Annotated in this window: 22 protein-coding genes and 1 tRNA gene; all 23 read left to right on the top strand. The window is 42.6% G+C overall.

The features are described 5' to 3' along the window. A partial coding sequence (locus tag ACJMM4_RS02100; RefSeq protein ID WP_405382874.1) for a 2-C-methyl-D-erythritol 2,4-cyclodiphosphate synthase occupies positions 1-110 on the top strand: 110 nt, incomplete at its 5' end. A 455-nt stretch (positions 111-565) separates the two neighbouring features. Next, complete coding sequence (gltX, locus tag ACJMM4_RS02095) at positions 566-2,041, top strand: glutamate--tRNA ligase (RefSeq protein ID WP_405382872.1); 1,476 nt, start codon at positions 566-568, stop codon at positions 2,039-2,041. 21 nt (positions 2,042-2,062) lie between these two features. After that, positions 2,063-3,508, top strand: a complete 1,446-nt coding sequence (gene cysS, locus ACJMM4_RS02090; protein WP_405382870.1) for a cysteine--tRNA ligase — start codon at positions 2,063-2,065, stop codon at positions 3,506-3,508. Beyond that, positions 3,508-3,981, top strand: a complete 474-nt coding sequence (locus ACJMM4_RS02085) for a Mini-ribonuclease 3 (RefSeq protein WP_405382868.1) — start codon at positions 3,508-3,510, stop codon at positions 3,979-3,981. The genes cysS and ACJMM4_RS02085 overlap by 1 nt, the downstream gene beginning before the upstream one ends. Before the next feature lie 2 nt (positions 3,982-3,983). Continuing rightward, complete coding sequence (gene thyX, locus ACJMM4_RS02080; RefSeq protein ID WP_405379247.1) at positions 3,984-4,685, top strand: FAD-dependent thymidylate synthase; 702 nt, start codon at positions 3,984-3,986, stop codon at positions 4,683-4,685. 9 nt (positions 4,686-4,694) lie between these two features. Then, positions 4,695-5,438, top strand: coding sequence for a 23S rRNA (guanosine(2251)-2'-O)-methyltransferase RlmB (rlmB, locus tag ACJMM4_RS02075; protein WP_405379222.1), 744 nt, complete (start codon positions 4,695-4,697; stop codon positions 5,436-5,438). A gap of 12 nt (positions 5,439-5,450) precedes the next feature. Continuing rightward, positions 5,451-5,972 (top strand): NYN domain-containing protein, encoded by a 522-nt coding sequence (locus ACJMM4_RS02070; protein WP_405382866.1) that lies wholly within the window; start codon positions 5,451-5,453, stop codon positions 5,970-5,972. Between the two features lie 70 nt (positions 5,973-6,042). Continuing rightward, a complete protein-coding gene (sigH, locus tag ACJMM4_RS02065) occupies positions 6,043-6,780 on the top strand; it encodes an RNA polymerase sporulation sigma factor SigH (protein ID WP_405382864.1) in 738 nt (245 codons plus the stop codon). Between the two features lie 153 nt (positions 6,781-6,933). Further along, positions 6,934-7,398, top strand: a complete 465-nt coding sequence (brxF, locus tag ACJMM4_RS02060; RefSeq protein WP_405379226.1) for a BREX-3 system P-loop-containing protein BrxF — start codon at positions 6,934-6,936, stop codon at positions 7,396-7,398. Positions 7,399-7,438: 40 nt separating this feature from the next. Next, on the top strand, positions 7,439-8,551 hold the full coding sequence (locus ACJMM4_RS02055; RefSeq protein ID WP_405382862.1) for a 6-phosphofructokinase: 1,113 nt from the start codon (positions 7,439-7,441) through the stop codon (positions 8,549-8,551). Between the two features lie 167 nt (positions 8,552-8,718). Next, positions 8,719-9,522, top strand: a complete 804-nt coding sequence (locus tag ACJMM4_RS02050; RefSeq protein ID WP_405382860.1) for an undecaprenyl-diphosphate phosphatase — start codon at positions 8,719-8,721, stop codon at positions 9,520-9,522. 44 nt (positions 9,523-9,566) lie between these two features. Next, positions 9,567-9,642, top strand: a tRNA-Thr gene (locus ACJMM4_RS02045). A gap of 189 nt (positions 9,643-9,831) precedes the next feature. Then, positions 9,832-10,845, top strand: coding sequence for a TAXI family TRAP transporter solute-binding subunit (locus ACJMM4_RS02040; protein WP_405382858.1), 1,014 nt, complete (start codon positions 9,832-9,834; stop codon positions 10,843-10,845). A 153-nt stretch (positions 10,846-10,998) separates the two neighbouring features. Next, positions 10,999-11,373: a DUF1850 domain-containing protein gene (locus ACJMM4_RS02035; RefSeq protein WP_405382856.1), complete on the top strand. Its 375-nt coding sequence runs from the start codon at positions 10,999-11,001 to the stop codon at positions 11,371-11,373. Then, on the top strand, positions 11,354-13,324 hold the full coding sequence (locus ACJMM4_RS02030) for a TRAP transporter permease (protein ID WP_405382854.1): 1,971 nt from the start codon (positions 11,354-11,356) through the stop codon (positions 13,322-13,324). Before ACJMM4_RS02035 ends, ACJMM4_RS02030 begins: the two co-directional genes overlap by 20 nt. 238 nt (positions 13,325-13,562) lie before the next feature. Further along, positions 13,563-14,813, top strand: coding sequence for an ATP-binding protein (locus ACJMM4_RS02025; protein WP_405382852.1), 1,251 nt, complete (start codon positions 13,563-13,565; stop codon positions 14,811-14,813). A 431-nt stretch (positions 14,814-15,244) separates the two neighbouring features. Further along, the gene (locus ACJMM4_RS02020) at positions 15,245-17,362 is read left to right on the top strand and encodes an Eco57I restriction-modification methylase domain-containing protein (protein WP_405382850.1); all 2,118 of its coding nucleotides are present in this window, start codon (positions 15,245-15,247) and stop codon (positions 17,360-17,362) included. Then, positions 17,362-20,715 (top strand): DEAD/DEAH box helicase family protein, encoded by a 3,354-nt coding sequence (locus tag ACJMM4_RS02015; protein ID WP_405382848.1) that lies wholly within the window; start codon positions 17,362-17,364, stop codon positions 20,713-20,715. The genes ACJMM4_RS02020 and ACJMM4_RS02015 overlap by 1 nt, the downstream gene beginning before the upstream one ends. A gap of 161 nt (positions 20,716-20,876) precedes the next feature. Continuing rightward, positions 20,877-21,716, top strand: coding sequence for a hypothetical protein (locus ACJMM4_RS02010; RefSeq protein ID WP_405382846.1), 840 nt, complete (start codon positions 20,877-20,879; stop codon positions 21,714-21,716). Then, the gene (locus ACJMM4_RS02005; RefSeq protein WP_405382844.1) at positions 21,713-22,537 is read left to right on the top strand and encodes a hypothetical protein; all 825 of its coding nucleotides are present in this window, start codon (positions 21,713-21,715) and stop codon (positions 22,535-22,537) included. Before ACJMM4_RS02010 ends, ACJMM4_RS02005 begins: the two co-directional genes overlap by 4 nt. 53 nt (positions 22,538-22,590) lie before the next feature. Continuing rightward, a complete protein-coding gene (locus ACJMM4_RS02000) occupies positions 22,591-24,510 on the top strand; it encodes a DUF262 domain-containing protein (RefSeq protein ID WP_405382842.1) in 1,920 nt (639 codons plus the stop codon). Between the two features lie 28 nt (positions 24,511-24,538). After that, positions 24,539-24,706, top strand: coding sequence for a hypothetical protein (locus ACJMM4_RS01995; RefSeq protein WP_405382840.1), 168 nt, complete (start codon positions 24,539-24,541; stop codon positions 24,704-24,706). Positions 24,707-25,281: 575 nt separating this feature from the next. Next, positions 25,282-25,956: a DNA alkylation repair protein gene (locus ACJMM4_RS01990; RefSeq protein ID WP_405382838.1), complete on the top strand. Its 675-nt coding sequence runs from the start codon at positions 25,282-25,284 to the stop codon at positions 25,954-25,956. Positions 25,957-26,001: the final 45 nt, after the last annotated feature.

The following is a 26,001-nucleotide window of genomic DNA, read 5'->3' as shown; positions in this document are numbered from 1 at the left end:
TTGATGAGGACGCAGTAAATGTAAAGGCTACTACGACGGAGAAGCTGGGCTTTACCGGACGTGGGGAAGGCATTGCTGCAGAGGCAGTGGCTTCTTTGATTAAGTTTTAAATTTTTGGAGGCTGGGACATATATAGCCATGTTACCATATTCCGACTCACGTGCGATTTCTTAACGCTCATTTCGTGCAGAATCACAACGAAGATTCGCGGCCGATCTTGTTCGCAAAACAATTTGCTGTTCGGTTCGCTTCACTTCAGTGATTCTAAGCACTTATGAGCTAAAATCGCAATGATTCGTCTTGGAATATGGTAACGATGACTGGTTTTGTCCCAGTCTCTTTTATTTTGCACATATTAATTCTAACGTGGACTGATAAAAGAACATGGTTGTATTAATTGTAGAGATTAAGGTGTGGGTCTAATAATATCATAAATTTTGGTGTGTAAGGTGGCATAAGGCCTAAAGCTATGTTATAATAATAAATTGACAGATTAGCAAATAAATGCTCCCGCAGTAAGTAGAAAAAGCACTTTGGGGGAGTTAAAAATGGAGGTATAAAATACATGTGTAATGAACAAGTTAGAGTAAGATTTGCGCCGAGCCCGACCGGCCCGTTCCATATTGGTGGCGCACGTAGCGCCCTGTTCAACTGGTTGCTGGCTCGTAAAACCGGTGGCAAGCTGATTCTGCGCATTGAGGATACTGACCGCGAGCGTTCCACCCCGGAATCCGAAGAAAACATCAAGGCTGCTTTGAAGTGGCTGGGTATGGACTGGGATGAAGGCGTTGATGTAGGCGGCGAATATGGTCCCTACCATCAAATGGAACGTCTGGATCTGTACAAAAAGTACACCGACCAACTGCTGGCAGAAGGCAAAGCATACTACTGCTACTGCACTGACGAAGAACTGGAGGAAGAACGCCAATCCCTGATTAAAGAAGGCAAAATGCCTCGCTACATGGGTAAATGCCGTAACCTGACTCCGGAGCAAATCGCTCAATTTGAAGCAGAAGGCCGCAAACCCACCGTTCGTTTCCGTGTACCTGCAGATCAACAAATTCTGATCCACGACATGGTACGTGGCGATGTTGTTTTTGATTCCAACAATATCGGTGACTTCGTAATCGTAAAATCCGACGGCATCCCCACCTACAACTATGCAGTTGTAATCGACGATGCTTTAATGCATATTACCCACGTTATCCGCGCAGAGGAACATCTGTCCAACACCCCGCGCCAATGCCTGATCTATGATGCACTGGGCTTCAAGAAACCTACCTTTGGCCATATCTCCTTGATTTTGGGCAAAGACCATACCAAGATGAGCAAACGCCATGGTGCAACCAGCGTTGACCAATATCGTCAACTGGGCTATCTGCCTGCAGGCATCAACAACTTCCTGGCACTGTTGGGCTGGGCTCCTAACAGCGAGCAAGAAATCTTCAGCATGGAAGAGCTGATTCAAGCCTTCTCCATGGACCGTGTTGCTAAAAACCCTGCAGTTTTCGATATCGATAAGCTGAACTGGATTAACCAACACTATATGCGTCAACTGAGCGCAGAAGAATTCTTCCAAGCAGCAGTTCCCCACATGGTTGCTGCAGGCTATATGACCGGCGAAGAAACCGGCGAAAAGCTGGAATGGCTGCACCGTGTAGTTGCTACCGCTCAAGAACACGTTTCCTACGCTGCGCAAATTCCTGCTTGTGTAGAAATGTACTTCAATGATGAATTTGACTTTGAAAACGAGGAAGCAGAAGCAGTACTGAAAGCTGAAACTGTTCCTACCGTTATCAATATGCTGTTGGAAGAACTGCCCAAGATTGAAAATCTGGACAATGCTGCTGTTAAAGCACTCTTCAAAGCAATCCAAAAGGGTACCAAGCTGAAAGGCAAGGACGTATTCATGCCCATTCGTGTTGCCCTCACCGGTAACCAACATGGTCCCGAACTGGCAGCAATGATTCCGCTGCTGGGCGTAGAACGTACTGCTAAACGTGTACGTGCATCCATGGCAAAAGCAGGTGTAACCCTGTAATAGTAGTAAAGGAGCTAGAAAATGGCTATTGTAGTTTATAACACCCTTACTAAAAAGAAAGAAGAGTTTGTGCCTATTACTCCCGGCAAAGCCAATATCTATGTATGCGGCGTAACTCCTTACAACCATCCCCATGTGGGCAATGCCCGTCCTTTTGTAACCTGGGACGTAATCCGTCGTTTTCTGGAACATGAAGGCTATGATGTAACCCATGTGCAGAACTTTACCGACGTTGATGACAAGATTATCAATACTGCTAACAAAGAAGGCGTAGAATGGTTCAACATCTGCAACCGTTATATTGATTCCTACTTTGAAGTAATGGATAAATTAAATGTGCGCCGTGCTCATGTATATCCCCGCGTATCCGAGCATATCGAGGATATTATCGGTACCGTACAAACTTTGATCGATAATGGCTATGCTTACGTTATTGATGGCGACGTTTACTACAGTGTAGAAAAATTTGAGCACTATGGCGAACTGTCCGGCCGTAATCTGGAAGATATGTTGGCAGGCGCTCGTGTAGACGTTGATGACCGCAAACGCAATCCTATGGACTTTGCTTTGTGGAAATCTGCTAAACCCGGCGAACCTTCTTGGAAGAGCCCTTGGGGCAATGGTCGTCCCGGCTGGCACATTGAATGTTCTACCATGAGCATGAAGTATCTGGGCAAAACCTTCGATTTCCATGGCGGCGGTAGCGATTTGATCTTCCCCCATCATGAGAACGAAATTGCCCAATCTGAAGGCTGCACCGGTTGCCATCCCTTTGTACACTACTGGCTGCACAATGGCTTCATCACTGTAAACGAAGAAAAAATGTCCAAATCTCTGGGCAACTTCTTTATGGTTATCGATATTCTGGAGCATTATGATCCGGAAACTCTGCGTTTCTTCATCGTTTCCACCCATTACCGTAGCCCCTTGGACTTTAGCGATGCCCGTCTGACTGAAGCACAAAAGAGCTTGGGTCGTTTGCGTCAAGCACAAGAAACCTTGGGCGAATTGGAAGCAATGATGAACGCAGGTCCTACCGAAGAAAGCTTGGCATTGCGTGCTAAAGTTAGCGAACTGCGCGAAGCCTTTATGGAAGCAATGCGCGATGACTTTAACACCGCTTTGGCTATCAGCCACTGGTTTGCACTTGCTAAAGAAATCAACATCTACCATAAAGCTGTAACCGATGCTAAGAGCAAACCGGACGGCAAACTGGTTGCGATGATGGCTGCTGTTTTTGCAGAAATGGCTTCTATTATCGGTGTATTGGAAAAAACTGTTGCTGCAGCTCCTGCAGAAGCAGGCGACAGCAAGGAAGAAGCACTGGTTGAACTGCTGATTTCCATGCGTCAAGATGCACGTAAGGCTAAAAACTACGCATTGGCAGACGAACTGCGCAACAAGTTGACTGCAATCGGCATTGTGCTGCAGGATACTCCCCAAGGCGTAAAGTGGTCTAAACAATAATGAAATTTGCACAATATCAAATGTTAAAGGAACATACGCTGGCTGCCTGCAAAGGCGCCGGCGTAGATTTTCCGCCTACCAAGCAAATCAATCCCATTCTTTTGGCGTATATTGGGGACGTGGTTTTTTCCATGTATATCCGTCTGCGCCTACTGCCTTTATCCAGTCATGTGCGCATCGTCCATGATTTAGGCAGCCGCATGGTATCGGCTGTGTACCAATGCCAAGCTATGCAGGAATTGGAAGCATCTTTAAGCGAGGACGAGCAGGCGATTTTCCGCCGCGGCCGTAATGCCAAGTCCATGGTGCCTAAAAGCGCTTCCGTCCATGAATACCGTATGGCTACAGCATTCGAAGCACTGTTGGGCTACTTGTTCCTGGAAGAACGGGAAGCACGCTTGGAAGAATTTATGGATAAATCCTTTGATATTATTACGGAAAAAATGAATGCGAAAAAGGAGGCAGGAAAATGACAATGCAGGTAAAATTAGTCCGCCATACGCCGGAGCCTGAGCGTACAGTGGCTATGAGCGCCCGCCTGTGCTATTCTCCTATTGGCGCAGCCCAATTGGAAGAACGCATTAGCGACGAGCAGGCAGCTACTTTGGTGCGCAAATTGGTAAGCATGGGGCATTTTTCTACTTTGGAGCATGTAACCTTCACTTTTGCCATTGAAGGCGTATCCCGCGTCTTGACACACCAATTGGTGCGTCACCGCATTGCCTCCTATTCCCAGCAATCCCAACGTTATGTTAAGGAGCACGCCTTTGAAACTATTCTGCCTGCTTCCATTGGCAAAAATCCGGAAGCTAAGGCAAAATACGATGCTTTAATGGCGCAAATCCAAGACTTGTATAACGAATTTACGGAGGCAGGTATTCCTGCAGAGGATGCCCGCTACATTCTGCCTAACGCTACGGAAACCAAGATCGTGTGCACTTTTAATGCCCGCAGCCTGCTGAACTTCTTCAGCCTGCGCTGCTGCGCCCGTGCCCAATGGGAAATCCGTGCTTTGGCTAACGAAATGCTGCGCCAATGTAAAGAAGTAGCTCCTGTAATTTTTGAGAATGCAGGCCCTACCTGCGTTTCCGAAGGCGTGTGCCATGAAGGCGCTATGTCCTGCGGACGTATTAATGCTATTTTGGCAGCGAAGGCTAAAGCGCAGGCTGCTGAATAAGGAGGGACGATGATGGCAAATACCGACATTATTGCCGGTCGCAATGCTGTTTCCGAAGCCTTGCGCGGCAATCGTTCCATTAATAAGATTGTAGTACAGGAAGGCGCCCGTGGCGGCAGTCTAGGTGAACTTTTGGCGTTGGCGAAAGCCAAGGGCGTGCCTGTAGAAACTGTAAAGGCAGAAAAGCTGGATAAAATGGCACCGGGTATCCGCCATCAAGGCGTAGCTGCTTTGGCAGCGCCCATCGCCTTCCAAACTTTGGATGATGTTTTTGCTAAAGCTGCCGCTAAGAACGAAGCTCCCTTCCTGCTGCTTTTAGACGAGCTGCAGGATCCCCAGAATGTAGGCGCGTTAATCCGTACTGCTGATGCTGCCGGCGTACATGGTGTGTTGATGCCTCGTCGTCGTAGCTGTCCGTTAAACGCGGTAGTTGCTAAAATTTCTGCAGGGGCAGTGGAATATGTGCCCGTGGTGCAGATTGGCAATATCGCCCAAACTATGGAAGAACTGAAAGCACGCGGTTGCTGGATTATTGGTGCCGATATGGACGGCGTAGATTTTTATGCTGCCAATATGACAGGCCCCATTGTCTTAGTCATCGGTGCTGAAGGCAAGGGCATTGGCCGCCTAGTTAAGCAAAAATGTGATGATATCGTCAGCATTCCCATGAATGGCGGCGTAAACTCTTTGAATGCTTCCAATGCAGGTGCTGTTTTGATGTACGAAGTGGTGCGGCAGCGCCACCTTTTCTAAACGAGGTGACTTATGGGCGAATACCTGATTATAGACGGTTACAATGTTATTAACGCCTGGAAGGAATTTGCCCAACTGCGCCAGACCAGTTTGGAGCATTGCCGCGAGCTTCTTGTAGCAGGCGTAGCGGAATATGCCGCTTTTAAAGGCTATCGCGCTACGGTGGTTTTTGATGCTCAGGAAGTACAGGGTGCTGCTGCTGTAGAAAAGGTTCATGGCATTGATGTTGTCTACACCAACGAAGGCGAAACAGCGGATTCTTGGATTGAACGCAGAGCCTATGAACTGGGGCGCGAGAAGCGTGCTAAAGTTTTCGTTGTCACCAGCGACTATGCGGAGCAGATTAATATTTTAGGTGCAGGCGCCTACCGTATCAGCGCCCGTGAGTTTAGGGAAGACTATCGCAAGGCGAAGCAGCAGATTGCTGAGCGTTTGCGTATTCCCAACCGCAGCCTTAACCGTAACGAAGTGGGCGGGAGGATAGACGGACAGGTGTTGGCGCATCTGGAAAAATTACGCCGGCAGAAAAGTTGACGGCAGATGCCATACAGGCTATAATAGAAAAGTATCGTTATTTTTTAACCCACACGGAGGAAATGTATTGATGACCACAGATACCGCAAGAAAAAACGATCCTTATATGGTTTTTGAGCAAATGACCGATGAGGAAATCGTTTCCGAGGCCCAGCTCCATGATAATGTGCTGGCGCAGGAGTATTTGCTGCATAAATACAGAAACTTTGTTAGAGCCAAGGCACGCAGCTATTTTTTGATTGGTGCTGAGAGGGAGGATATTATCCAAGAAGGCATGATTGGTCTGTATAAGGCTATTCGTGACTTCCGCAGTGATAAACAGGCTTCCTTCCGCGCTTTTGCAGAGCTATGCGTAACTCGGCAAATCATTACCGCCATTAAGACGGCAACACGCCAAAAGCATATTCCGTTGAATTCTTATGTTTCCCTTAATAAACCTATTTACGAGGAAGACAGCGATCGTACTTTGCTGGATGTAATCAGCGGCGTACGTGTAGCTAATCCCGAGGATATGGTGATCAGCAGGGAAGAGTTCAGCGATATCGAAAATAAAATGAATAATATTCTCAGTGATCTGGAGTGGAAGGTGCTGATGAGCTACTTAGACGGCAAATCCTATCAGGAAATTGCTGTGGACCTCAACAGACACATCAAATCCATCGATAACGCCTTGCAGCGCGTTAAACGCAAGTTGGAGAAGTATATCATCAGCAAAGGTGATATTACGGACCTGCGGACCGTGTATAGCGGGCTCATGGCTATCGATCCTTACGAGCGTTTTAATAATAAAAACTCGAAAAATGGTTGATTACTGATAAATGTGTAACATTAAAGTGCACCGTTTTGAAATTTTCAGAATGGTGTACTTTTTTTAAAGGATTTTAGCAAAGAATAGCGAATACACTAACTAAACAATTTAGATTGGTAAATTAACACTTCGGTGTCATAGGAGGTTTTTCAAATGAATCAAGTTGAAGAATTGTTGAAAGTTGTAGAAGCAGCCCAAGCTGACAAAGGCAACGTAGTAATCGTTACCGGTAAACCCGGCAGCGGTAAGAGCAAAGTTCTGCGCGAAGCTGCAGAGGTTAAAAAATGGACCTATGTAGATTGCCGTATGTTGATCAGCGAAGAATTTTTGGCTATTCCTGCAGCAGACCGTGGCCTGTACGCTCCTGATATGTTTGCAGAAATCTTAGCAAGCTACAATGCTGACGTTATCATTCTTGACCGTCTGCAAACTTTGTTTGTTCCCGTATTCCATATCAACACCGACAGCCTCATGCGTAAACTGAGCAAAAAGTTCACCATTATCACTGCATGGCCCGGCTATATCGACAATGGCAACCTGTGCTATGATAAATTTGACGGCACCGAAGCAATCCGTATCAGCCCTGATGGCTTCAAGATTTGGAACGTAGAAGAATAATTTGCCAAAATCCTAATGTGAAAGATGCGGAGGCAAGAACATGGCTGAAAAAAAGCGTCGTTTCGCAGTTTTGACGGGCGGTGGCGACTGCCCGGGCTTAAATGCCGTTATTAGAGCCGTAGTGAAAACTTTCCTGCAGAATGGTTGCGAGGTTTATGGTGTCCATAATGGCTTTAACGGCTTGATCAATGGCAATATGCAGTTGATGGATTATGCCAGCGTGTCCGGCATTCTTCCCCGCGGTGGTACTATTTTAGGCACCACCAATAGGGATAATCCTTTCAAGTTTGCTGTTGAGCAGGAAAATGGCGAGATTGTTTATAAGGATATGCGCCAGCAAGTGCTGGACAATCTGCAGAAATATGATATTGAAGCGCTGGTGGTTATCGGTGGCGATGGCAGCCTGAATATTGGTGCGCAATTGGCTAGAGAGTGTGGCGTCAAGGTTGTGGGCGTGCCCAAGACTATTGATAATGACTTGCCGTGTACGGAACGGACCTTTGGCTTTGACACGGCAATGGCCATGGCTACCGAAGCGCTCGACAGATTGCATACTACAGCGGAATCCCATCATAGGGTTATGGTGCTGGAGGTTATGGGGCGTTACGCCGGATGGATTGCTTTGCACAGCGGTATTGCCGGTGGTGCGGATGTTATCCTGCTTCCGGAAATTCCCTATAAGCTGGAGCCTGTGATTGCTAAGATTAAACAGCGTAAGGAAGCAGGCAAAAACTTCAGTATCGTGGTAGTTGCCGAGGGCGCTAAGCCCGAAGGCGGTGAAATGTCCGTAGCCCGCATGGTAAAGGGTAGCTTTGAACCCATCCGTTTAGGCGGTATTGGCGAAAAGGTAGCTAACGAGATTGAAGAAGCAACAGGTATTGAGTCCCGTTGCACCGTCCTTGGTTATTTGCAACGTGGCGGTTCTCCCACTGCTTTCGACCGTGTGCTGTCCACTCGTTATGGCGTGGCTGCAGCGGAAGCGTGCTTGCGGGGCGAGTACAATGTTATGGTGTCCCTGTATCACGACCAGATTGTGACAGTGTATATCCAAAAGGCGGCTTCTAAGCCTAGACAGGTATCCGTGGATAATGAAATCATCCGTACCGGGCGCCAGTTGGGCATTAGCTTTGGCGATGAAGTTCCTGTAAATTAATTTTTGATTCATTTAAAACGTATATGATAAAGGACAGTCCGATGGGGCTGTCCTTTATTTTGCGTTCAAGCTGTGAGAAAATCGTAAAATATAGGCGTTGCCGTTGCATATCTATATGGTTTAGCGTATAATAGAAAAGATTATGATGCTAAGGAAAGGATGTTACCATGGAGCAGTATTTGATCGCCGTTGTGGTAGGTATAGTGGAAGGCTTGACGGAGTTTTTGCCTGTTTCTTCCACCGGTCACATGATTATCGTAGGCCATGTGTTGGGCTTTGATGGTCCTGTGGCAGATGTATTTGACGTTTTCGTACAGTTGGGCGCTATTTTATCTGTGATTTTTATTTATAAAGAACGCTTTACTCGTTTCTTTACTAAGGATGGCTGGGATATGCACAAGGGCTTATCCGTATGGCATATTGCGGCAGGTATCGTGCCGGTGATGGCAGTGGCGTTCTTCCTGTACAAATATATTAAGATGTATCTATTTTCTCCCTTTACTGTAGCTATTGGCTTAGTTTTAGGTGGTTTGCTGCTGATGTATGCGGAGCACAAGACCAAAGGCAGGGAAGCAGAGCTTGTGGACGATGTGGACAAGATTACTATGAAGCAGGCTATGTGGGTTGGTATCTACCAATTCTTATCCTTGTGGCCTGGTTTCTCCCGCAGTGGCAGCACCATTGCCGGTGGACTTTTAGTGGGGCTTTCCCGTCAGGCTGCAGCCAGCTATACTTTCCTCATAGCTGTTCCCTTGATGTTTGTGGCCTGCATTTACGACTTGTTGAAGAATTTGAATAATCTTAATGGTGATGCGCTGACGGTGCTTACTATTGGCTTTGTGGTTTCCTTTGTGGTGGCTTATTGGTCCGTGCTGTGGTTCCTCAAATTTCTGCATAAGTACGATTTGACCAGTTTCGCTTGGTACCGTATTGCCTTGGCTTGCGTAACTTACTGGTATTTCTATATGTAATCCTTGACAAATTGGATTAATTCCATTATAATAACATGGTAGACGCTAGGCTAGCTCAATTGGCAGAGCAGCTGATTTGTAATCAGCAGGTTGCGGGTTCGATTCCTGTGCCTAGCTCCAATGCAAACATACTCCCAGACTTCGGTTTGGGAGTTTTTTATTTTTGTGGATAATATTGCAAAACAAATTGCATATATATACTGTAAAGTTTGCAGGAATTTTGAAAATTATGTAGAATATGACAACAAGGATAGGCCAGCGCGGGTTTGATATTCCGCCTGGCCATTTTTAGTAAAAGGAGGCAATCTCATGAAAAAGAAATTAGTAGCGTCTCTTGCTGCTTTAGCTTGTGCAGCAACTCTTATCGCCGGGTGTGGCGGTGGTGATCAAAAAGCAGCTAGCGATAAAAATGCCAAAGTTGATCGCTCCAAAGAATTCGTTACCGTATTAACAGGTCCTACCTCCGGTATTTACTTCCCAATTGGTGGCGCTTTCTCCAAAGTTATTGGTGAAATGGGCTACAAAACCAGTGCGACTGCAACCGGTGCTACGGGCGAAAACATCAATGGCATCCTCACCCACAAAGGCGAATTGGCTATTGCTATGTCCGACTCTGTAATCCAAGCGGTTGATGGCTTTGGTGCATACGAAGGCAAAAAGAAAGCTGAAGACCTCCGTGCAATTATGGGGCTCTGGCCGAACGTTGTCCAAATCGTTACCACTAAAGACTCTGGTATCAAAACATTTAAAGATATTAAAGGCAAACGTGTTGGCGTAGGTGCTCCCAATTCCGGTGTAGAACTTAACGCCCGCATGATTTTCGAAGCTAATGGCATGACCTATAAGGACGCTAAGGTTGACTACCTGTCCTATGGCGAAGCTATTGCACAAATGAAAAATGGTCAATGCGACGTTGCTTTCGTAACCTCCGGTTTGGGCAACGCAACCATTAAAGAACTTGGCACTACCAAGGAAATTTCCTTCGTTCCTGTTGATGGCGAAGCTCTCAAAAACTTGACCAAAAAATATCCCTTCTACATTGAGTGGAAGATTCCTAAAGCTACCTATGACACTGCAGCAGATACTACTACTGCAGCTGTTATGAATATTATGATCGTTAACAAAGACATGAAGGACGAAGTAGTATACGACCTGTTGGACGGCATCTACTCTCCTAAAGGCTTGGAAACCATTGGCGCATCCCATGCAACTGCTAAACGCGAAATTAAACCGGAAACTGCACTGCGCGGTATTACCGGCACTTCCGTTAAACTGCATCCGGGCGCAGAAAAATACTACAAAGATAAAGGCTTGCTGAAATAATTGGCTTCGGCTGCTTAGTTTAGTATTATGAAAAGATTTTGGCTGATTTTGTCAGCCCTTATGGTAATTGCTTGTGCTGGGCTCTATGCCCAGTACAGCTTTTCACCTGACAGAATGCTCGTAATCAGAGATTTCAAGACAGGGAAAATATATGTGGAATATCCGGTAAAAGTGGGGGATAAGCTCTTCTTCGGCTGGATTCATTCTTGGGAAAGAATTCGTTGGCATGAGTATTACCATATAGAAAGCAACAATACTCTTGTTTTAGATACGATTTGCTTTCCTGCCTTTGGGGCAGGTATACCTGAAAACAAAGGCAAAAGAGTTAGAGTGGAGAATGGTATGATCTATATGGAGGGGATTGATCAGGTCTTCCAACAATTCGACTGGATTAACTCTCATTTAGCTACGCGTGATATCAAAGTCAACGATATGCTTTTAACAAGCGGTAGACTCCTTCCAGAGCATACTCGTTTAACGCTGAAAATTGAAAGGAGGGGTCTATTCCATGGACGAAAAAAAGATTAGTTTAAACGCTGATACTTCTGCTGAAGGACAGCAAATGCAGGCCAATGCGGAAGAAGTTCTGCAAAAGCATGACAAAGAGTCTGCTACCCGTAAATTAAGCGGTATCATTGGTAAGGTGTTCTTTGTATTATGTGTTTTAGTTTCTTGCTATCATTTATATACAGCTGCTTTTGGTGGGCCTGTAACACTGGTGCATCGCTCTTTGCACGTGGCGATGATGCTGTCTCTTTCCTTTATGATGTATCCGTTTAACAAGAAAAGCGACCGCACAAAGCCAACTATTTGCGATTGGATTCTCGTTGCGTTGAGCTTCGTTGCTCCTTTCTATATTTGGTACGATTATCTTGGCGTTGTGGAACGTGCAGGTAATGCCAGCCAGATGGATATGTTCATGGCGACGCTGCTTACCGGTTTGGTGCTTGAATCCAGCCGTCGTGTCAGCGGCAACGCTCTGTCCATTTTATCATTAATCTTTATTGCCTATGGTATGTTTGGACGTAGCATGCCTTCCTTCTTTATGCATCGCGGTTATGATTGGACTAGCTTGTCCAACCATTTCTTTGCCAATACGGAAGGTATTTACGGCACCTCCGTCAGTGTAGCTGCAAGCTATATTTTCCTATTCATCCTTTTTGGCTGTGTAATGCAGAAGTCTGGCATGGGGCAGTTCTTTAATGATATTGCTCTTGCTCTTGCAGGTCATACTAAGGGCGGTCCTGCCAAGGTATCCGTTATTGCTTCCGGCTTCTTGGGCTCCATTAATGGTTCTGCAGTAGCAAACGTAGTTACTACCGGTGCTTTCACCATTCCCTTGATGAAGAAAACCGGTTATTCCAAAGAATTTGCCGGTGCAGTTGAATCTTCTGCTTCCGTTGGTGGGCAGCTGCTGCCGCCAATTATGGGTGCTGCTGCCTTCATCATGGCGGAGATGCTTTCTGTAAAATATTCCGAGATTATTGTTTGGGCGGCCATTCCTGCCTTGCTGTACTACTTGGGTATTATTATCCAGGTGCAGCTGCGTGCTTCCAAGGACGGTTTGGTAGGTTTGCCCAAGGACCAATTGCCTAACGCCGGCGCAGTTATGAAACGCCAAGGCCATTTGTTGATCCCGGTTATTTTCTTGCTCTATATGCTGTTCTTCTCCGGTACTACCGTTATTTTCTCTGCGGTTTGCACCATTATCGTAACTGTAGTCGTTTCTCAATTTTCCGCAAGCACCCGTATGGGCGTGAAGGATTTCATCGAAGCGTTGGCTGAAGGTGCGAAGCAAACTGTTTCCGTAGCTATTGCTTGTGCCTGCGTAGGCATTATCATTGGTGTGTCTTCCAAGACTGGTTTTGGTCTGACTATGGCTAATACCATTATTAGCTTAGGCTCTCAAAGCATTCTCTTTACTTTGGTTTTCACTATGATTACTTGTATGATTTTGGGTATGGGTCTTCCTTCCATTCCTGCGTACATCATTACCGCTTCTATTGCAGCTCCGGCACTGTCCAAGCTGGGCATTGCTCCTGCTGCAGCCCACATGTTCTCCTTCTACTATGCAATGTTTGCAAACTTGACACCTCCTGTTGCACTGGCATCCTTTGCGGCAGCGGGTTTGTCCGGTGGCGACCCTATGAAGACGGGCGTTGCTTCTGTTAAGCTGGCGATTGCGGGCTTCATCGTTCCCTTTATGTTCGTATATTCTCCGCAGCTGATGCTGATTGATACTACTATCCTGCAAGGCTTCTCCGTAGCTTTGACCGCTTGCGTAGGCGTATTCCTGATCGGTGTTGCTGTTGAAGGCTATTTTATGGCTCCTGTTGCCTTGTGGCTGCGTGCAGTAGTAACAGTGGGTGCTCTTTCCCTTATGCATCCCGGTGTGGTTACTGACGTAGTGGGCGTGGTTGTTTTGGCAGCGGTTTGGTTCATCCAAAAGGGCAAAGCCAAAGCTCATGAACATGCTTGATTACAACTAAATATCAATGTTTGCCTGCTCCCAGAGTTCGCTCTGGGAGCTTTTTAGTTACAACATTTTTCGCACGGAAGATGTGGAAAGAGGACAATAAAAAAGACTTCGAAAAAGAGCAGTTTGCGATGAAAATGACAATACGATGTTGTTTTCATCGCAGTTTTGCTTTATAATAGGTATAAGAAAGCGAAAAGAAGCAGGCATAGGGCTAAGAGTTTTTAGGGAGGCGAAAGAGATGTACATAAAGAGGCACGTTGAAGAACTTATCAAAGAAACAGCGGAATCTTTTCCCTGTATTGTTATTTATGGTCCTAGACAAGTTGGAAAATCCACATCAGTAGCTTATATTTTTGAAGATAAATATCCTATGGTAACATTGGACGATGCAGATGACAGAACTTTAGCTTTGACAAATCCTAAATTATTTTTAGAAAGATATTCTTGGCCTGTAATTATAGACGAGATTCAGAAGGCTCCGAACCTTTTGGATGAAATCAAAAAAGTAATTGATGCTCAAAGGTTGAAATGGATGCGCAGCAATGAACCTAGGCAGTTAATGTATATTCTGACAGGATCCAATAGATTCGAACTACAAGAAGGAATATCAGACTCCTTGGCAGGTCGTTGCGGGGTTATAGAAATGCTGTCTTTATCCAATAGGGAGAAACAGGGCCTGCCTGCTAGGGCTTTTAATCCTGATATCAAAGCACTTTTAGAATGTGAACGCAAGGGTGAATATAAATATAAGCAGAGAAGCGAAGTTTTTCAGGATATCTTCATAGGTGGGATGCCTGACATATACACAGGATTAGTTAAACGTGATTTGTATTTCAAGTCCTATGTTGATACATATATAGAAAAGGATGTAAAGAAGCTTATCAGCGCTTCTCATGAGGCTCAGTTCCGAAATTTTATTTCTATTTTGGCGTTGAGGACTTCGCAAGAGCTTAAATATGATACTATTGCGAGGGACGTAGGCATTGATGTCAGAACGTGCAAGAACTGGCTTTCCATTCTAGAAACGTCAGGAATAATATATATGCTGCAACCATATATGGCAAATATCTCTAATAGGATAATCAAAACACCTAAAATGTATTTTTTAGATACGGGGTTATGCTCTTATTTGTGTAAATGGCCTAATGCGGAAATGTTGGAAAACTGTGCTATGAGCGGTGCTTTTTTTGAAACGTATATAGTCAGTGAAATCATAAAGAGTATGTATTCTAGCGGTATTGACCCTAAAAGCTATATTTTTTATTATAGGGATATAGATCAGAAAGAGATAGACCTACTATATGTTGATGCGGAGGGGATTTGTCCAATCGAAATTAAACGCGGGATAGCTCCGAAAAAACCAACTAAGAATTTCAATGTTCTTCAAAAATACAATATGAATATAAAAACCGGTATTGTTCTTGATTCTACGGACAGAATCCGCCCTTTGAACGATGTATCATATTGTGTTCCTGTGACGATGCTTTAAAAGGAAATATGCCTAGCAGAGGAAAGCATATAGATTGTTTTTGGGTGAAAAAGTTAGAAAAATCATATATAGTATTATATCCCAAACTAATGGTATATAATACTAAGACCTCAAAGACCGTTTCTGGTAAAGAAAAAGGAATATGAAAAGAGCAATAAAAAAGACTTGTCACGTATTTCCGTGTCCTAATCGGGGACGAAGGAGTATATGTGGCAGGTCTTTTTTTATTTGTAATAGTATTGTGTTGTATGTTTAAAAAACTTCTACTGTCTAATTTAAGGCATTTATCAAGGTTAGTGATTGTGGTACAATAAGGGTAGAAAAAATGTCGCTGGGCAGGCGACCGCAATTTGCGGATTTATTGGTATAATGAAGGCGTAAGATGGAGTGATTCGTTTTGTGCACTGCTTGCGATAGCGAGGAGGAATAACGTGTTTGAAGAGCTTTTAAATAAAGTTGATATAAAAGAAGAAGCATTGCAGGCTATTAGTCCTGATTTGTTGGTTGTGCTTTTGTGTGACAAAACTACAGGGAAGCAGCTAATGTGGTGTACGGACGATTATAGTAGCTTGGGCGAAGGTTTTGCTGCTACCGACATGATTACTCCTGAGCGTGTAACAGGAGCATATGCTTCTACTATTATGCCGCGTATTCAAAAGGCTGCAGATATTCAACGTAATAGGGTTCGAGAAAAGGGCGAGGTTTTTACTCCTGCTTGGATTTGCAATTTGCAAAACAATGCTGTTGATGATGGTTGGTTTGGTAATGAAGGTGCTTTTAGCACTAATGGAGATAAAGAATGGGCTGTAACCGAAGGTAAGGTAAAGTTTCCGGAAGTTGGTAGGATGGCTTCGCGTGGCTGGCGAAGTTATATTTGGTTACGCCGTTTAGAGATTACTTGTGGTGAAGCACCCTACCTTACGAGCAGGTATGATATGGCAACAGGAGAGTTTATTCCTGTAAAGCAGCGTATAGGCTTGCTTGACCGCAAGTTGCGAGCGATTAACGAAAATGTGAGGACGAAAAAGTCTTGGCTGGAATGGGCAAGACGCGCGGTACAAAGCACTTATGGGTATGACTGGCAAGGGGATAATGTACTGCTTGCTAGGGAAAATATTTTGGTTGACGTGCTTGAGTATTATACTGATAAATTTGGTGAATGTGATTTGAGTCTTGCGCAGGTGCTGCATTTTGCAGATATTATTGCTTGGAACATTTGGCAGATGGATGGTTTGAAGATGGTTGTGCCTAACAGCTGCCATATAGAGCAAGTGCCTGTGAAACGTGATATGCCGGATGTGTTTGATGCGAAGAGTTTTAAGCTTAGTGCTAAAGCGGTGCAGAAGCAGGAGGCTATGCATGATGTGGATGTTGTGGAGTGTCCTTGTGTGGGGTGTTCTAAAAACGATATCCGTGAGCATAATGGTATACCATGTTTGATTAAGGACTGGACGAAAAATTTTGCTTTTCCCATTAGAGATTTGGTTATCAAGGAAGGGGAGGAAAGGAATATGAGTACAAAGGATTTGAAAATTGATGTTATAATTGGCAATCCGCCGTATCATGAAAATTCGGAGAATACTTCTGATACTCCTATTTATGATAAGTTTTTAGATGCTTCTTATGAACTTGCTGACAAGGCTGTTTTCATTACTCCTGCACGTTTTTTGTTCAATGCGGGCAAAACTCCAAAAGCGTGGAATGAAAAGATGCTTGCAGATGAGCATTTGAAGGTATTGTATTACAATCCTGATCCTAGAGGTGTATTTGCTAATACCGAAATTAAAGGTGGCGTTGCAGTTACTTTGCATGATAATCTTAGTAATTTTGGAGCTATGGAAGTATTTGTTGCAGATGAAATTTTAAGAAACATTCTTAATAAAGTGAAGAATAACGCTAATAGTTATGTTAGCAGTATAGTATATAGTCCAGAAAGCTACAAATTTACTGATAAGCTTCATGAAGATTTCCCAGATGTTGAATCTAGATTGAGTAGAGGGCATTCCTATGATATTACAACCAATATATTTGAGAAATTACCCGATGTTTTTATGGAAAATATGCCACTAGATAATGATGAGTACGTTAAAATATATGGACGACTTGACAATGCACGTGTAAGTAGATGGATAAAGAGTTGTTACATAATAAAACATGATAATCTGCTGAAAAATAAAGTGTTGATGCCCAAAGCATCTGGGACAGGGAAGTTTGGGGAAGCTATAGCTGAAGCTGTTCCAGTAAGCGAGGGGGTCGGACATACTCAAACATTTATTAGCATAGGAGCATTTGATAGTTTTGATGAGGCGATTGCTGTTTCAAAATATATGAAAACAAAATTTTCTAGAGCGATGTTAGGAACGGCTAAAGTTACCCAAGATTTAAAAAAAGGTATGTGGAGAAATGTTCCTCTCCAAGATTTCACTTCCGAATCCGATATTGATTGGACAAAATCAATTGCCGAGATTGACCAACAGCTTTACAAGAAATATGGTTTGAGCCAAGAAGAAATAAACTTTATTGAGACGAACGTTAAGGAGATGGCATAATGGCTCCCGAAATTAAACCATGCATAACAATCAAACCGATGATTTACGCCTATACCACCCCAGAAGTGAAAAGACATGATGGTTGGACAAAGATTGGCTATACTGATAAACAGACTGTAGCAGCTCGTATTGAACAGCAAGTAAAAACTGCTGACGTAGAAGCAAAATTGGAATGGGATGAAGAAGCAAGATACGTTCAAGATCCTAAAGAATATTTCCGTGATAGCGATTTTCATAACTACATGGAACGCTATCACAATATAGAAAGACTCCCTAATCGCGAATGGTTCAAGATAGGCGCAGCGGAGTCCCACGAATTGTTCCATCGTTTTGCTGCTCATGATTATAAAAACCTGCAAGGGCAGAAGCAAGGCAGCGAATACACCCTGCGTAAGGAACAACAGCAGGCAGTTGACCAAACCGTTGCCTATTACAATAAAGTAAAGAACGATCCCTTTGCCAGCAAAGAATATCTTTGGAACGCCAAACCACGCTTTGGTAAAACCTTGACCTCCTATGACTTTATGCGCAGGATAGATGCTAAAAACGTCCTCGTTGTAACCAATAGACCTGCCATCGCCAACTCTTGGTATGATGATTTTGAACAATTCATCGCTTGGCAAACAGGGTACCTTTTTGTCAGCGAATGTGAAGCGTTAAGTGGAAGACCGGTACTTAGTCGTGAACAGTTCCTTAGCGAAGCAAGCGAGGAAGATAGCGATGATACTCGTTGCGTTGCCTTTGAAAGCTTACAAGGGTTAAAGGGTTCAACGTATTTTGGCGGGGAATACGACAAGCTAAAATGGATTTATGATATGGAATGGGATTTGCTCATTATTGACGAAGCCCATGAAGGGGTAGATACTGCAAAAACAGATAAAGCCTTTGACTATGTTAAACGCAAATTTACCCTGCATCTTTCCGGTACTCCCTTTAAAGCAATCGCCATGGGTAAGTTCGGTGCAGAGCAAATCTTTAACTGGACATTTAGTGATGAACAGGAAGCAAAAGCAAATTGGGATAAGGATGGGGAACGTGAATCTGCCAACCCTTATGAAACCATGCCCCATATGAACCTTTTTACCTACCAAATGTCCAAAATGGTGCAGGATACTGTTAACCAAGGACTGGATTTGAGCGATGACGAAAACGTAGAATACGCTTTTGATTTGAACGAATTCTTTAGCACTAATAATAATGGTAAATTTAACCATGAAGCAGACGTTAAGAAGTTCCTCGATGCCTTGGTAAATTATAAAAAATTCCCATTCTCCACTCCTGAACTGCGAAATGAATTGAAACATACCTTCTGGATTCTCAGCCGTGTTGACAGTGCTAAGGCTATGGCGAAACTTTTAGCTAATCATCCAGTGTTTGGCAATTATAAAGTAGTGCTTGCAGCAGGGGATGGTAAAGTAGATGAACAGGACGAAACTGCTAACAAAAAGAGCTTGAATAAAGTAAAGGATGCTATTGCTAATAATGATAAAACCATTACCCTGAGTGTTGGTCAGTTGACAACAGGTGTAACTATTCCTCAGTGGACGGCAGTGTTTATGCTCAGTAATATGCGTTCCCCTGCAGAATATATCCAAGCTGCTTTTCGTGCGCAAAACCCATGGAGATACGAAAAGGATGGCAAATATTACCAAAAAGAAAATGCCTACGTCTTTGACTTTTCTCCTGAACGCACATTGATTGTCTTTGATGAATTCTCCAACAGCCTGTATACTTCTACTTCCGGCGGCGGTGGCACCAAGGAAGAACGTGAAAGCAATATCAAGCGCTTGCTCAATTTCTTCTCCGTTTATGCAGAAGATCCTGATGGAGAAATGGTTGAACTGGATGCTGCCAAGGTAATGAGCATACCTATTGCCATTAAGACGGAAGAAGTAGTTAATCGTGGCTTTATGAGTAACTTCTTGTTTAACAATCTAGGGAATGTTTTTGGCGCTAATCGCGAGGCGGTAGAGATTCTCAAAAAAATAGAGCCTGTAGAACAACAAGGTCAGAAAAATAAAACCAATAGTACAATGGATGATGCTGAGAACATCCACGTTGACGAAAATGGTGAGGTAAAAATTCCTGAAGAAATTGTTGTTCAAACTACAGGAGCAATCTTTGGCGATAAAATTTACGAAAAAGTACCTACTAAACCTGCAGAAGAGGTATTCCAACCTGCAAATACATCTCCTGTTACTGCTATTTCTGTTACAGCACAAGTTGAAGAAGAGGACAGACCGCAAAATATTCACGCTAATAACCTAGCTAAAGGTATAAGCGAAAATATTATATTGGGTATTCGTGAGCCTGCTAAAGAACAATACGGACTCAAAAACAAAGAGGTAGAACGTGTAGAAAAGCAGATACAGCAAGCGGTTCAAAATGAGTTGCAGCGTGTGGCTGACGACTATACACGGCAGGAAAAAATCCTTACTATCGAGAAGGAAAAGAAAATTGAACAGGCTGAAACTGCAGTTGAAAAGCAGGCTATAGAAGAGCAATATAACCAAGATCTAAAAAGGGCGCAAGAAACTTTTGTTGAAACCGTGCAAACTAAAGCACAGGAAGTACAGGTACAAGTTGCCCAACAAGTTACGGAAACACTAGAAGAACACAAGGAAAATCAAGCGAAACGTGATATTGAGAACGACTTGCGTGCTCATTTGCGTGGCTTTACGCGAACCATTCCCAGTTTTATTATGGCTTACGGGGATGATAAGCTCACTATGGCAAATTTAGAAACATATCCTCCTGAAAATGTTTTTGAAGAAGTCACCAGCATTACTGTAGAAGAATTTTGCTATCTGCGAGATAATGCAAAATGCTTTGATGATGTTGTCTTTGACCAATCTATCAAAGAGTTCCTTCGCAAAAAAGCGGAGCTAAGTAATTACTTCGACGAAACCAGTAAAAAGGACATCTTTGATTACATTCCGCCTCAAAAAACAAACCAAATCTTTACTCCTAAGAAAGTAGTAAAGATGATGGTTGACGAATTGGAGAAGGAGAATCCTGATATCTTCAATAGCACGGAAAGGACTTTTATGGATCCCTATATGAAGTCTGGTTTGTATATTACGGAATTAGTAAAACGCTTGTATAATAGTCCTGTTCACAAAGAGGTGTTCCCGGATGGTATGGCTAGACTGAAACATATTTTGGAGAAACAAGTCTTTGGTTTTGCTCCTAGTAGTATTATTTATGCTATTGCTACAAGCTATATCTTTGGATTTGATGAAGAAGCAGAGTCCATTTCCCATCGTAATTTCTTTAATGCTGATACAATTCCGGTAGCTAAAGCAGGTACGTTGAAGGAGTTCGTAGAGCAGAAAATTCGCGATAGTAGATAAGTTTGGTGTTCCAAACATTCACAGCCCCACACTGCGGTAGAACGCCGGGTGTGGGGCACTTCCTGATTTACTAATAGCATACTTGCCACTATTGGTGCGTTAGCACTCCTTTTTGTAGCAGTGTATAAGTGCGTATAATATAGATACTAGGAGGGATTAGAGTGGTACCTACACATATGTATGACAGAATAGTTGATTCATATTTAAACAGAGAATGTAATAATATTATTGAAAATTTGAAGACTATTAATATTGTACCTTTTGAAGAAGAGTATTATTACATTACCAATGTTTGGGATGCCTACTGCTTTGCCAAGCAATATCCGTTAGAGGAATATGTAAAATACTTTGGACCGATTATTGGACGTAAGATAGGTGCGTATGTGCAAGAATTACCTCAAGAAATGATGAAAATTTGTTATTATGTGAAGTTTGCTGATTATAATAACATTCCTAAGTGTCGTAATGAAAAAGATGCACGTTTAAAATTGGCAGTTTATTTAAAAAAGCTCGTAGACGCTGCTGCTGATATTGCAAGCACCCCTCAACCTATACCGGAAGAGACTGTTAAAAGGATATATGATGATATTACAGATTCGCTCATTATGGCGTTAAAAGCTACACCTGCTGTTTTTGTAAGCGAGTGTAATAGCTCATACGAAGAATTATGCGTAGAAATGCAATATGGAGATGGAATAAAGAACGAGGATTTATTTTATGGCAGTTTGCGTGAGATGGCGGAAGCAGAACTAAGTTGTGAATTAGATAGATTCCCTTCGGAAAATTATAAAGTGGAGCAAGCACTTTGGTTATATGCTTATCATAATGGATATAATATCGATTATGATAATTATTATAATTTTTGTATTGAAGATGATATAGTGGAGTATATAATTCAAATGATAAATAAGCGCGCCGAAGACGATGAAGTGAAAAATCCTTATGATTGTGACGAAATAGAAGATGATATGTGCGATGAAGATGATGAGGTGCAGTCATGAATCGTGAAGAAAATATAAAAGCAGTAATTGGTGGCATATATGATTCAAAAGTAAATAGTATTGCTAAAATGTATATAAAGGTACCTGCCTGGGATTCTGCCGAGTCCGATAAAGAAAAAATACTTTTTTATAACAGCCTTTTATATTGTGATCAGGGAGTATTTGTTAGGGATAATCATATTGATGGAATTTTGGAAAATGATGTAAATCATGTATTGGAAAGTATGCCTGATGAAGAGATTAAACTTATTTGGCTATATATCAATTCTAGGGATGAAAAAGAAATTACTAAATACTCTTCTCTTGACTTTGCACGGATAAAGAGTGAAGTAGTTTATAGGATGGTAAGGGATATCAGATTACAAACTTATGAATCAGTACATGAGTATGGGCAACGAATTCCAGATGATATACTAAAAAGAATAATCGACGAAATGATTGACAGTGTCATAGAACAGATGAAGGCTATTACAGCTAAATATGACTTTGGTATGGATAGTATGTATACGGAATTGTGTTATGTTAGAATGTTTGTGGATAATGATAATAGATATGAATATAATGAAACTGACTCTAAGAGGGATAACATATATTCACAAGCATATGAGTTTGTAAACCGTAGTATTGGGTACTTTATGTATAAATATATTGAGAAACAATATGCAGATAAAAGCGAAACCATTACCGATAGCTTAGATGATTACGCTAGAATGAATGGGAAAGATGGCTTGGTAAATTACGTATACGATATGCTAATGAATAGAATTGATAATGAGGATTCTGAGGCCATTTTAGCTATTAGAAAACAAGCAAGTAACTAATACTAAAATCTTGACATACTATCTAACTAATTAAACATATTGGAGGCGTTCGCATGGATATTATTACGATATTAAGCCAAATTGATTTGGGCAGCTTTGCCATGCCTGTATTCCAGCGTGGTTATGTATGGAACCGTGATCAAGTACGTAAGCTGATGACATCTTTGTATAAAGGATATCCAATAGGCAGTTTGTTGGTATGGGATACAACTACAGACCCAACTATTTCTAAAGGTGATGGTGCCTTAACTCCCGGTCATGTAAATCTCATTCTTGATGGACAGCAACGCATGACTTCTTTGTATGGCATCATCAGAGGTGTTCCACCTAAGTTTTTTGATGGCAATGCCAACTCTTTTACAGGGTTGTATTTCAATGTTGATACGGAAATATTTGAATTTTACCTACAAATGAAAATGAAATCGGAGCCTGCTTGGATTAGCGTAACGGAACTAATGCAAAAAGGTGCCTCTGTATTCATGCAAGAAAAAATGATGGCAGATCCAAGTCCTGCTAATACAAATTATTGGTTATCTCATATGGCAGTACTGAATAGGCTGGATGCTATTAAGAAGCTTGATATATACATTCAAACCGTGTCTGGTGAAGATAAAACCATTGATGTTGTTGTAGACATCTTTAATAATGTTAACAGTGGCGGCACTAAGCTTAGTAAAGGTGATTTAGCTTTGGCTAAGATTTGTGGTCAATGGACTGAGGCACGTGATGAAATGAAGAAAATTTTATCCAAATATCATAATGCTGGATATGATTTTTCTATGGATTGGCTGCTTCGTTGTATCACCGTATATCTTACTGGGCAACCATATTTTGCAGGGCTAGAAAAAATTGATGTCCTGAATTTTAAAACCTCTCTGCCGAAAGTTGATAAGGTAATAGGAGACTGCCTTGACCATATTGGATCTAGACTTGGATTAGACCACGCACGTGTTATGGGCAATGTTTTTGGCATTGTTACCATGATTGGATATTTGGGAAAGAACAATTGGAAACTAGCTGACAGTGCTGAGTGGGATAAGCTTCTATATTGGTATGTACATGCTTTCCTTTGGGGACGTTATGCAAGTTCTACCGAGAGTGCTTTGGCTCAAGACTTAAATACGCTTAAAGATGGTGGCGGTATTGATGGCTTGATTGCTAAGCTAAAACAAACTCGTGGAGATTTAACTATTCGTCCTGAAGATTTCTGGGGTTGGAGTACTGGTGCACGTTTTTATCCATTACTTTACTTGCTCACTAGAACAGGTCATGCTAGAGATTGGGGTAGTGATGTTGAATTAAAGAACGCTTTATTGGGAGGTAGTTCTTCCTTAGATGTACACCATATATTCCCCAAAGATGTGCTTTATAAAGCTGGTAAGAGTAAAGCTATCGTAAATGCCTTGGCGAACTATGCGTTTTTGACTAAAGCAACCAATATTGCGATTTCTAATAAAAAGCCTGAAGATTACTTCCCTGTTTACCGAAAGAAATGCCCAGGTGCTATGGATACTCATTGGATTCCCAATGACCCCAATCTTTGGAAAGTTGAGAACTACGAAAAGTTCTTAGAAGAACGAAGAAAACTGCTTGCTGATGCTGCAAATAGCTTATTAGACTTGCTCTATAACGGCAAAATGGGAACTAGTAGCCTGCAATCTTACTCATCCAAACAATATGTACGTGATATTGATGAGGAAGAAGAATTAGAAGAAATGATAAATTGGATGGAAGGTCATGGCTTGAACTCCGGCACAATGAATCACGAATTACTAAAAGCCAATAGTGATGAGGTTGAAGCTATTATTGATTTGGCGTGGCCGCAAGGTATACAAACAGGTCTAGGCGAACCTATAGCATTGCTTTTAAATGAAACTGCAGAAACGCAAGCGATTGTAAGTGCACATGGTTACCGTTACTATACCAGTGTAAATGAACTTAAAGAATATATTACGCATAATTATTTGGAATAGGAAAAGTTGACAGTAGTGAGGGTGAAATATGAATGACTCTGGTTCTATAAAAACTTCCGAGGCAAGATTGCGAAAGCAGTGTGCTGTTAGTGCATTAAACGCATTAAGTGAAGCTGCTCAGAAAAATGGAACAGCGGATTTATCTCTTGAAGAAATCAACGAAGAAATATATGCTTGCCTTAAGGAGCACGCATAAAACAATTACAGCCCCACACTACGGTAGAACGCCGGGTGTGGGGCTGTTTGTACGAAAAGACTATTTAATATAAAAGTATTTACGCTTTAGCGAAAACATGCTAAAATAAATATAGTGCTACCAAAGCGGTAGGCGGTTCCTCTGTGTGAGGTGAGCGACTCTCTGTAACTAACTGATTTTGTTGTTAACATATCGTGTTAGTCTACGGGAGGTGATACCTATGACTATTCTTGATGTTATTCAACTGCTAGGTTTCGGTTTAGCATGTTTTCATACGGGATATGTAGTCGGTAGAAATGCAAAAAGATAACCGCCCAGCTACCAACTCCGCGGTTATCTTTTTGAAATAATCGTTACAGAGGGGAGCAACCGTCTATCGGTAGCACCTCTTCTTTATGAATATTATACTACTACCTTGCAGTTGATGCAATTAAATTTTGGTAAAGAGGCTTGTCGCACATTTCTGAGTCCCATTTTCTTAGTCAAAAACCTTATTGGGTGCTACTAATTGTGGTACAATGCTATATAATGAACACCAAACCTTTAAACTTGCTGACGTACCAAAGGGGAATATTATGCAGGAAATTTACACCAAGCTGCTAAAATTGCAGGATCAGGGCTACCGAGATTTTCAAGCCGGTCTGCTGCCTACGCTGCCCAAAGAGAAAATCTTAGGCATACGGATGCCTGCTGTGCGCAAGCTGGCGAAAGAAATACAGGGAACATCGTTGGCAGAGGCTTTTTTGCAGGAGCTGCCCCATAAATACTATGACGAAAACCAGCTCCATGCTGTGTTGCTGTCCAACTGCAAGGGTTACGAAATATGCATGGCGCAAGTCAAAGCATTTCTTCCGTATATTGATAATTGGGCAACCTGCGATTTATTGACCCCAAAAATATTTAAAGAGCATATAGATGATCTGTTGCAAGAAATACCTGCATGGTTAGGCTCCGAGCATAGTTATACCGCCCGCTTTGGTATCAGGATACTTATGGAATTTTGCTTAGATACGCATTTTAATCCTGTACAGCTGCAATGGGTGGCTAACTTGCGGTCGGAGGAATACTACGTCCGCATGGGTGCTGCCTGGTATTTTGCTACAGCATTAGCTAAACAGTATAATGTAACGGTGCCATTACTTGAGCAACGTGTGTTAGATGAATGGACCCATCGCAAAACTATCCAAAAGGCTTGCGAAAGCTATCGTATTACAGCGGAACAAAAGCAATATTTGCGCTCCTTACGATAGTTGCAGGTGAAATTTTTGCTAAGAATAAACAGCCCCACACTGCGG

The sequence above is a fragment of the Phascolarctobacterium sp. genome (assembly GCF_045124115.1).
Lineage (GTDB): Bacteria > Bacillota > Negativicutes > Acidaminococcales > Acidaminococcaceae > Phascolarctobacterium_A.
This window is presented reverse-complemented; position numbering and strand designations above follow the sequence as displayed.

Coding starts and splice junctions, on each gene's coding strand:
- gltX (WP_405382872.1), top strand. CDS start 566: ATGTGTAATGAACAAGTTAGAGTAAGATTTGCGCCGAGCCCGACCGGC.
- cysS (WP_405382870.1), top strand. CDS start 2,063: ATGGCTATTGTAGTTTATAACACCCTTACTAAAAAGAAAGAAGAGTTT.
- ACJMM4_RS02085 (WP_405382868.1), top strand. CDS start 3,508: ATGAAATTTGCACAATATCAAATGTTAAAGGAACATACGCTGGCTGCC.
- thyX (WP_405379247.1), top strand. CDS start 3,984: ATGCAGGTAAAATTAGTCCGCCATACGCCGGAGCCTGAGCGTACAGTG.
- rlmB (WP_405379222.1), top strand. CDS start 4,695: ATGATGGCAAATACCGACATTATTGCCGGTCGCAATGCTGTTTCCGAA.
- ACJMM4_RS02070 (WP_405382866.1), top strand. CDS start 5,451: ATGGGCGAATACCTGATTATAGACGGTTACAATGTTATTAACGCCTGG.
- sigH (WP_405382864.1), top strand. CDS start 6,043: ATGACCACAGATACCGCAAGAAAAAACGATCCTTATATGGTTTTTGAG.
- brxF (WP_405379226.1), top strand. CDS start 6,934: ATGAATCAAGTTGAAGAATTGTTGAAAGTTGTAGAAGCAGCCCAAGCT.
- ACJMM4_RS02055 (WP_405382862.1), top strand. CDS start 7,439: ATGGCTGAAAAAAAGCGTCGTTTCGCAGTTTTGACGGGCGGTGGCGAC.
- ACJMM4_RS02050 (WP_405382860.1), top strand. CDS start 8,719: ATGGAGCAGTATTTGATCGCCGTTGTGGTAGGTATAGTGGAAGGCTTG.
- ACJMM4_RS02040 (WP_405382858.1), top strand. CDS start 9,832: ATGAAAAAGAAATTAGTAGCGTCTCTTGCTGCTTTAGCTTGTGCAGCA.
- ACJMM4_RS02030 (WP_405382854.1), top strand. CDS start 11,354: ATGGACGAAAAAAAGATTAGTTTAAACGCTGATACTTCTGCTGAAGGA.
- ACJMM4_RS02025 (WP_405382852.1), top strand. CDS start 13,563: ATGTACATAAAGAGGCACGTTGAAGAACTTATCAAAGAAACAGCGGAA.
- ACJMM4_RS02015 (WP_405382848.1), top strand. CDS start 17,362: ATGGCTCCCGAAATTAAACCATGCATAACAATCAAACCGATGATTTAC.
- ACJMM4_RS02005 (WP_405382844.1), top strand. CDS start 21,713: ATGAATCGTGAAGAAAATATAAAAGCAGTAATTGGTGGCATATATGAT.
- ACJMM4_RS02000 (WP_405382842.1), top strand. CDS start 22,591: ATGGATATTATTACGATATTAAGCCAAATTGATTTGGGCAGCTTTGCC.
- ACJMM4_RS01995 (WP_405382840.1), top strand. CDS start 24,539: ATGAATGACTCTGGTTCTATAAAAACTTCCGAGGCAAGATTGCGAAAG.
- ACJMM4_RS01990 (WP_405382838.1), top strand. CDS start 25,282: ATGCAGGAAATTTACACCAAGCTGCTAAAATTGCAGGATCAGGGCTAC.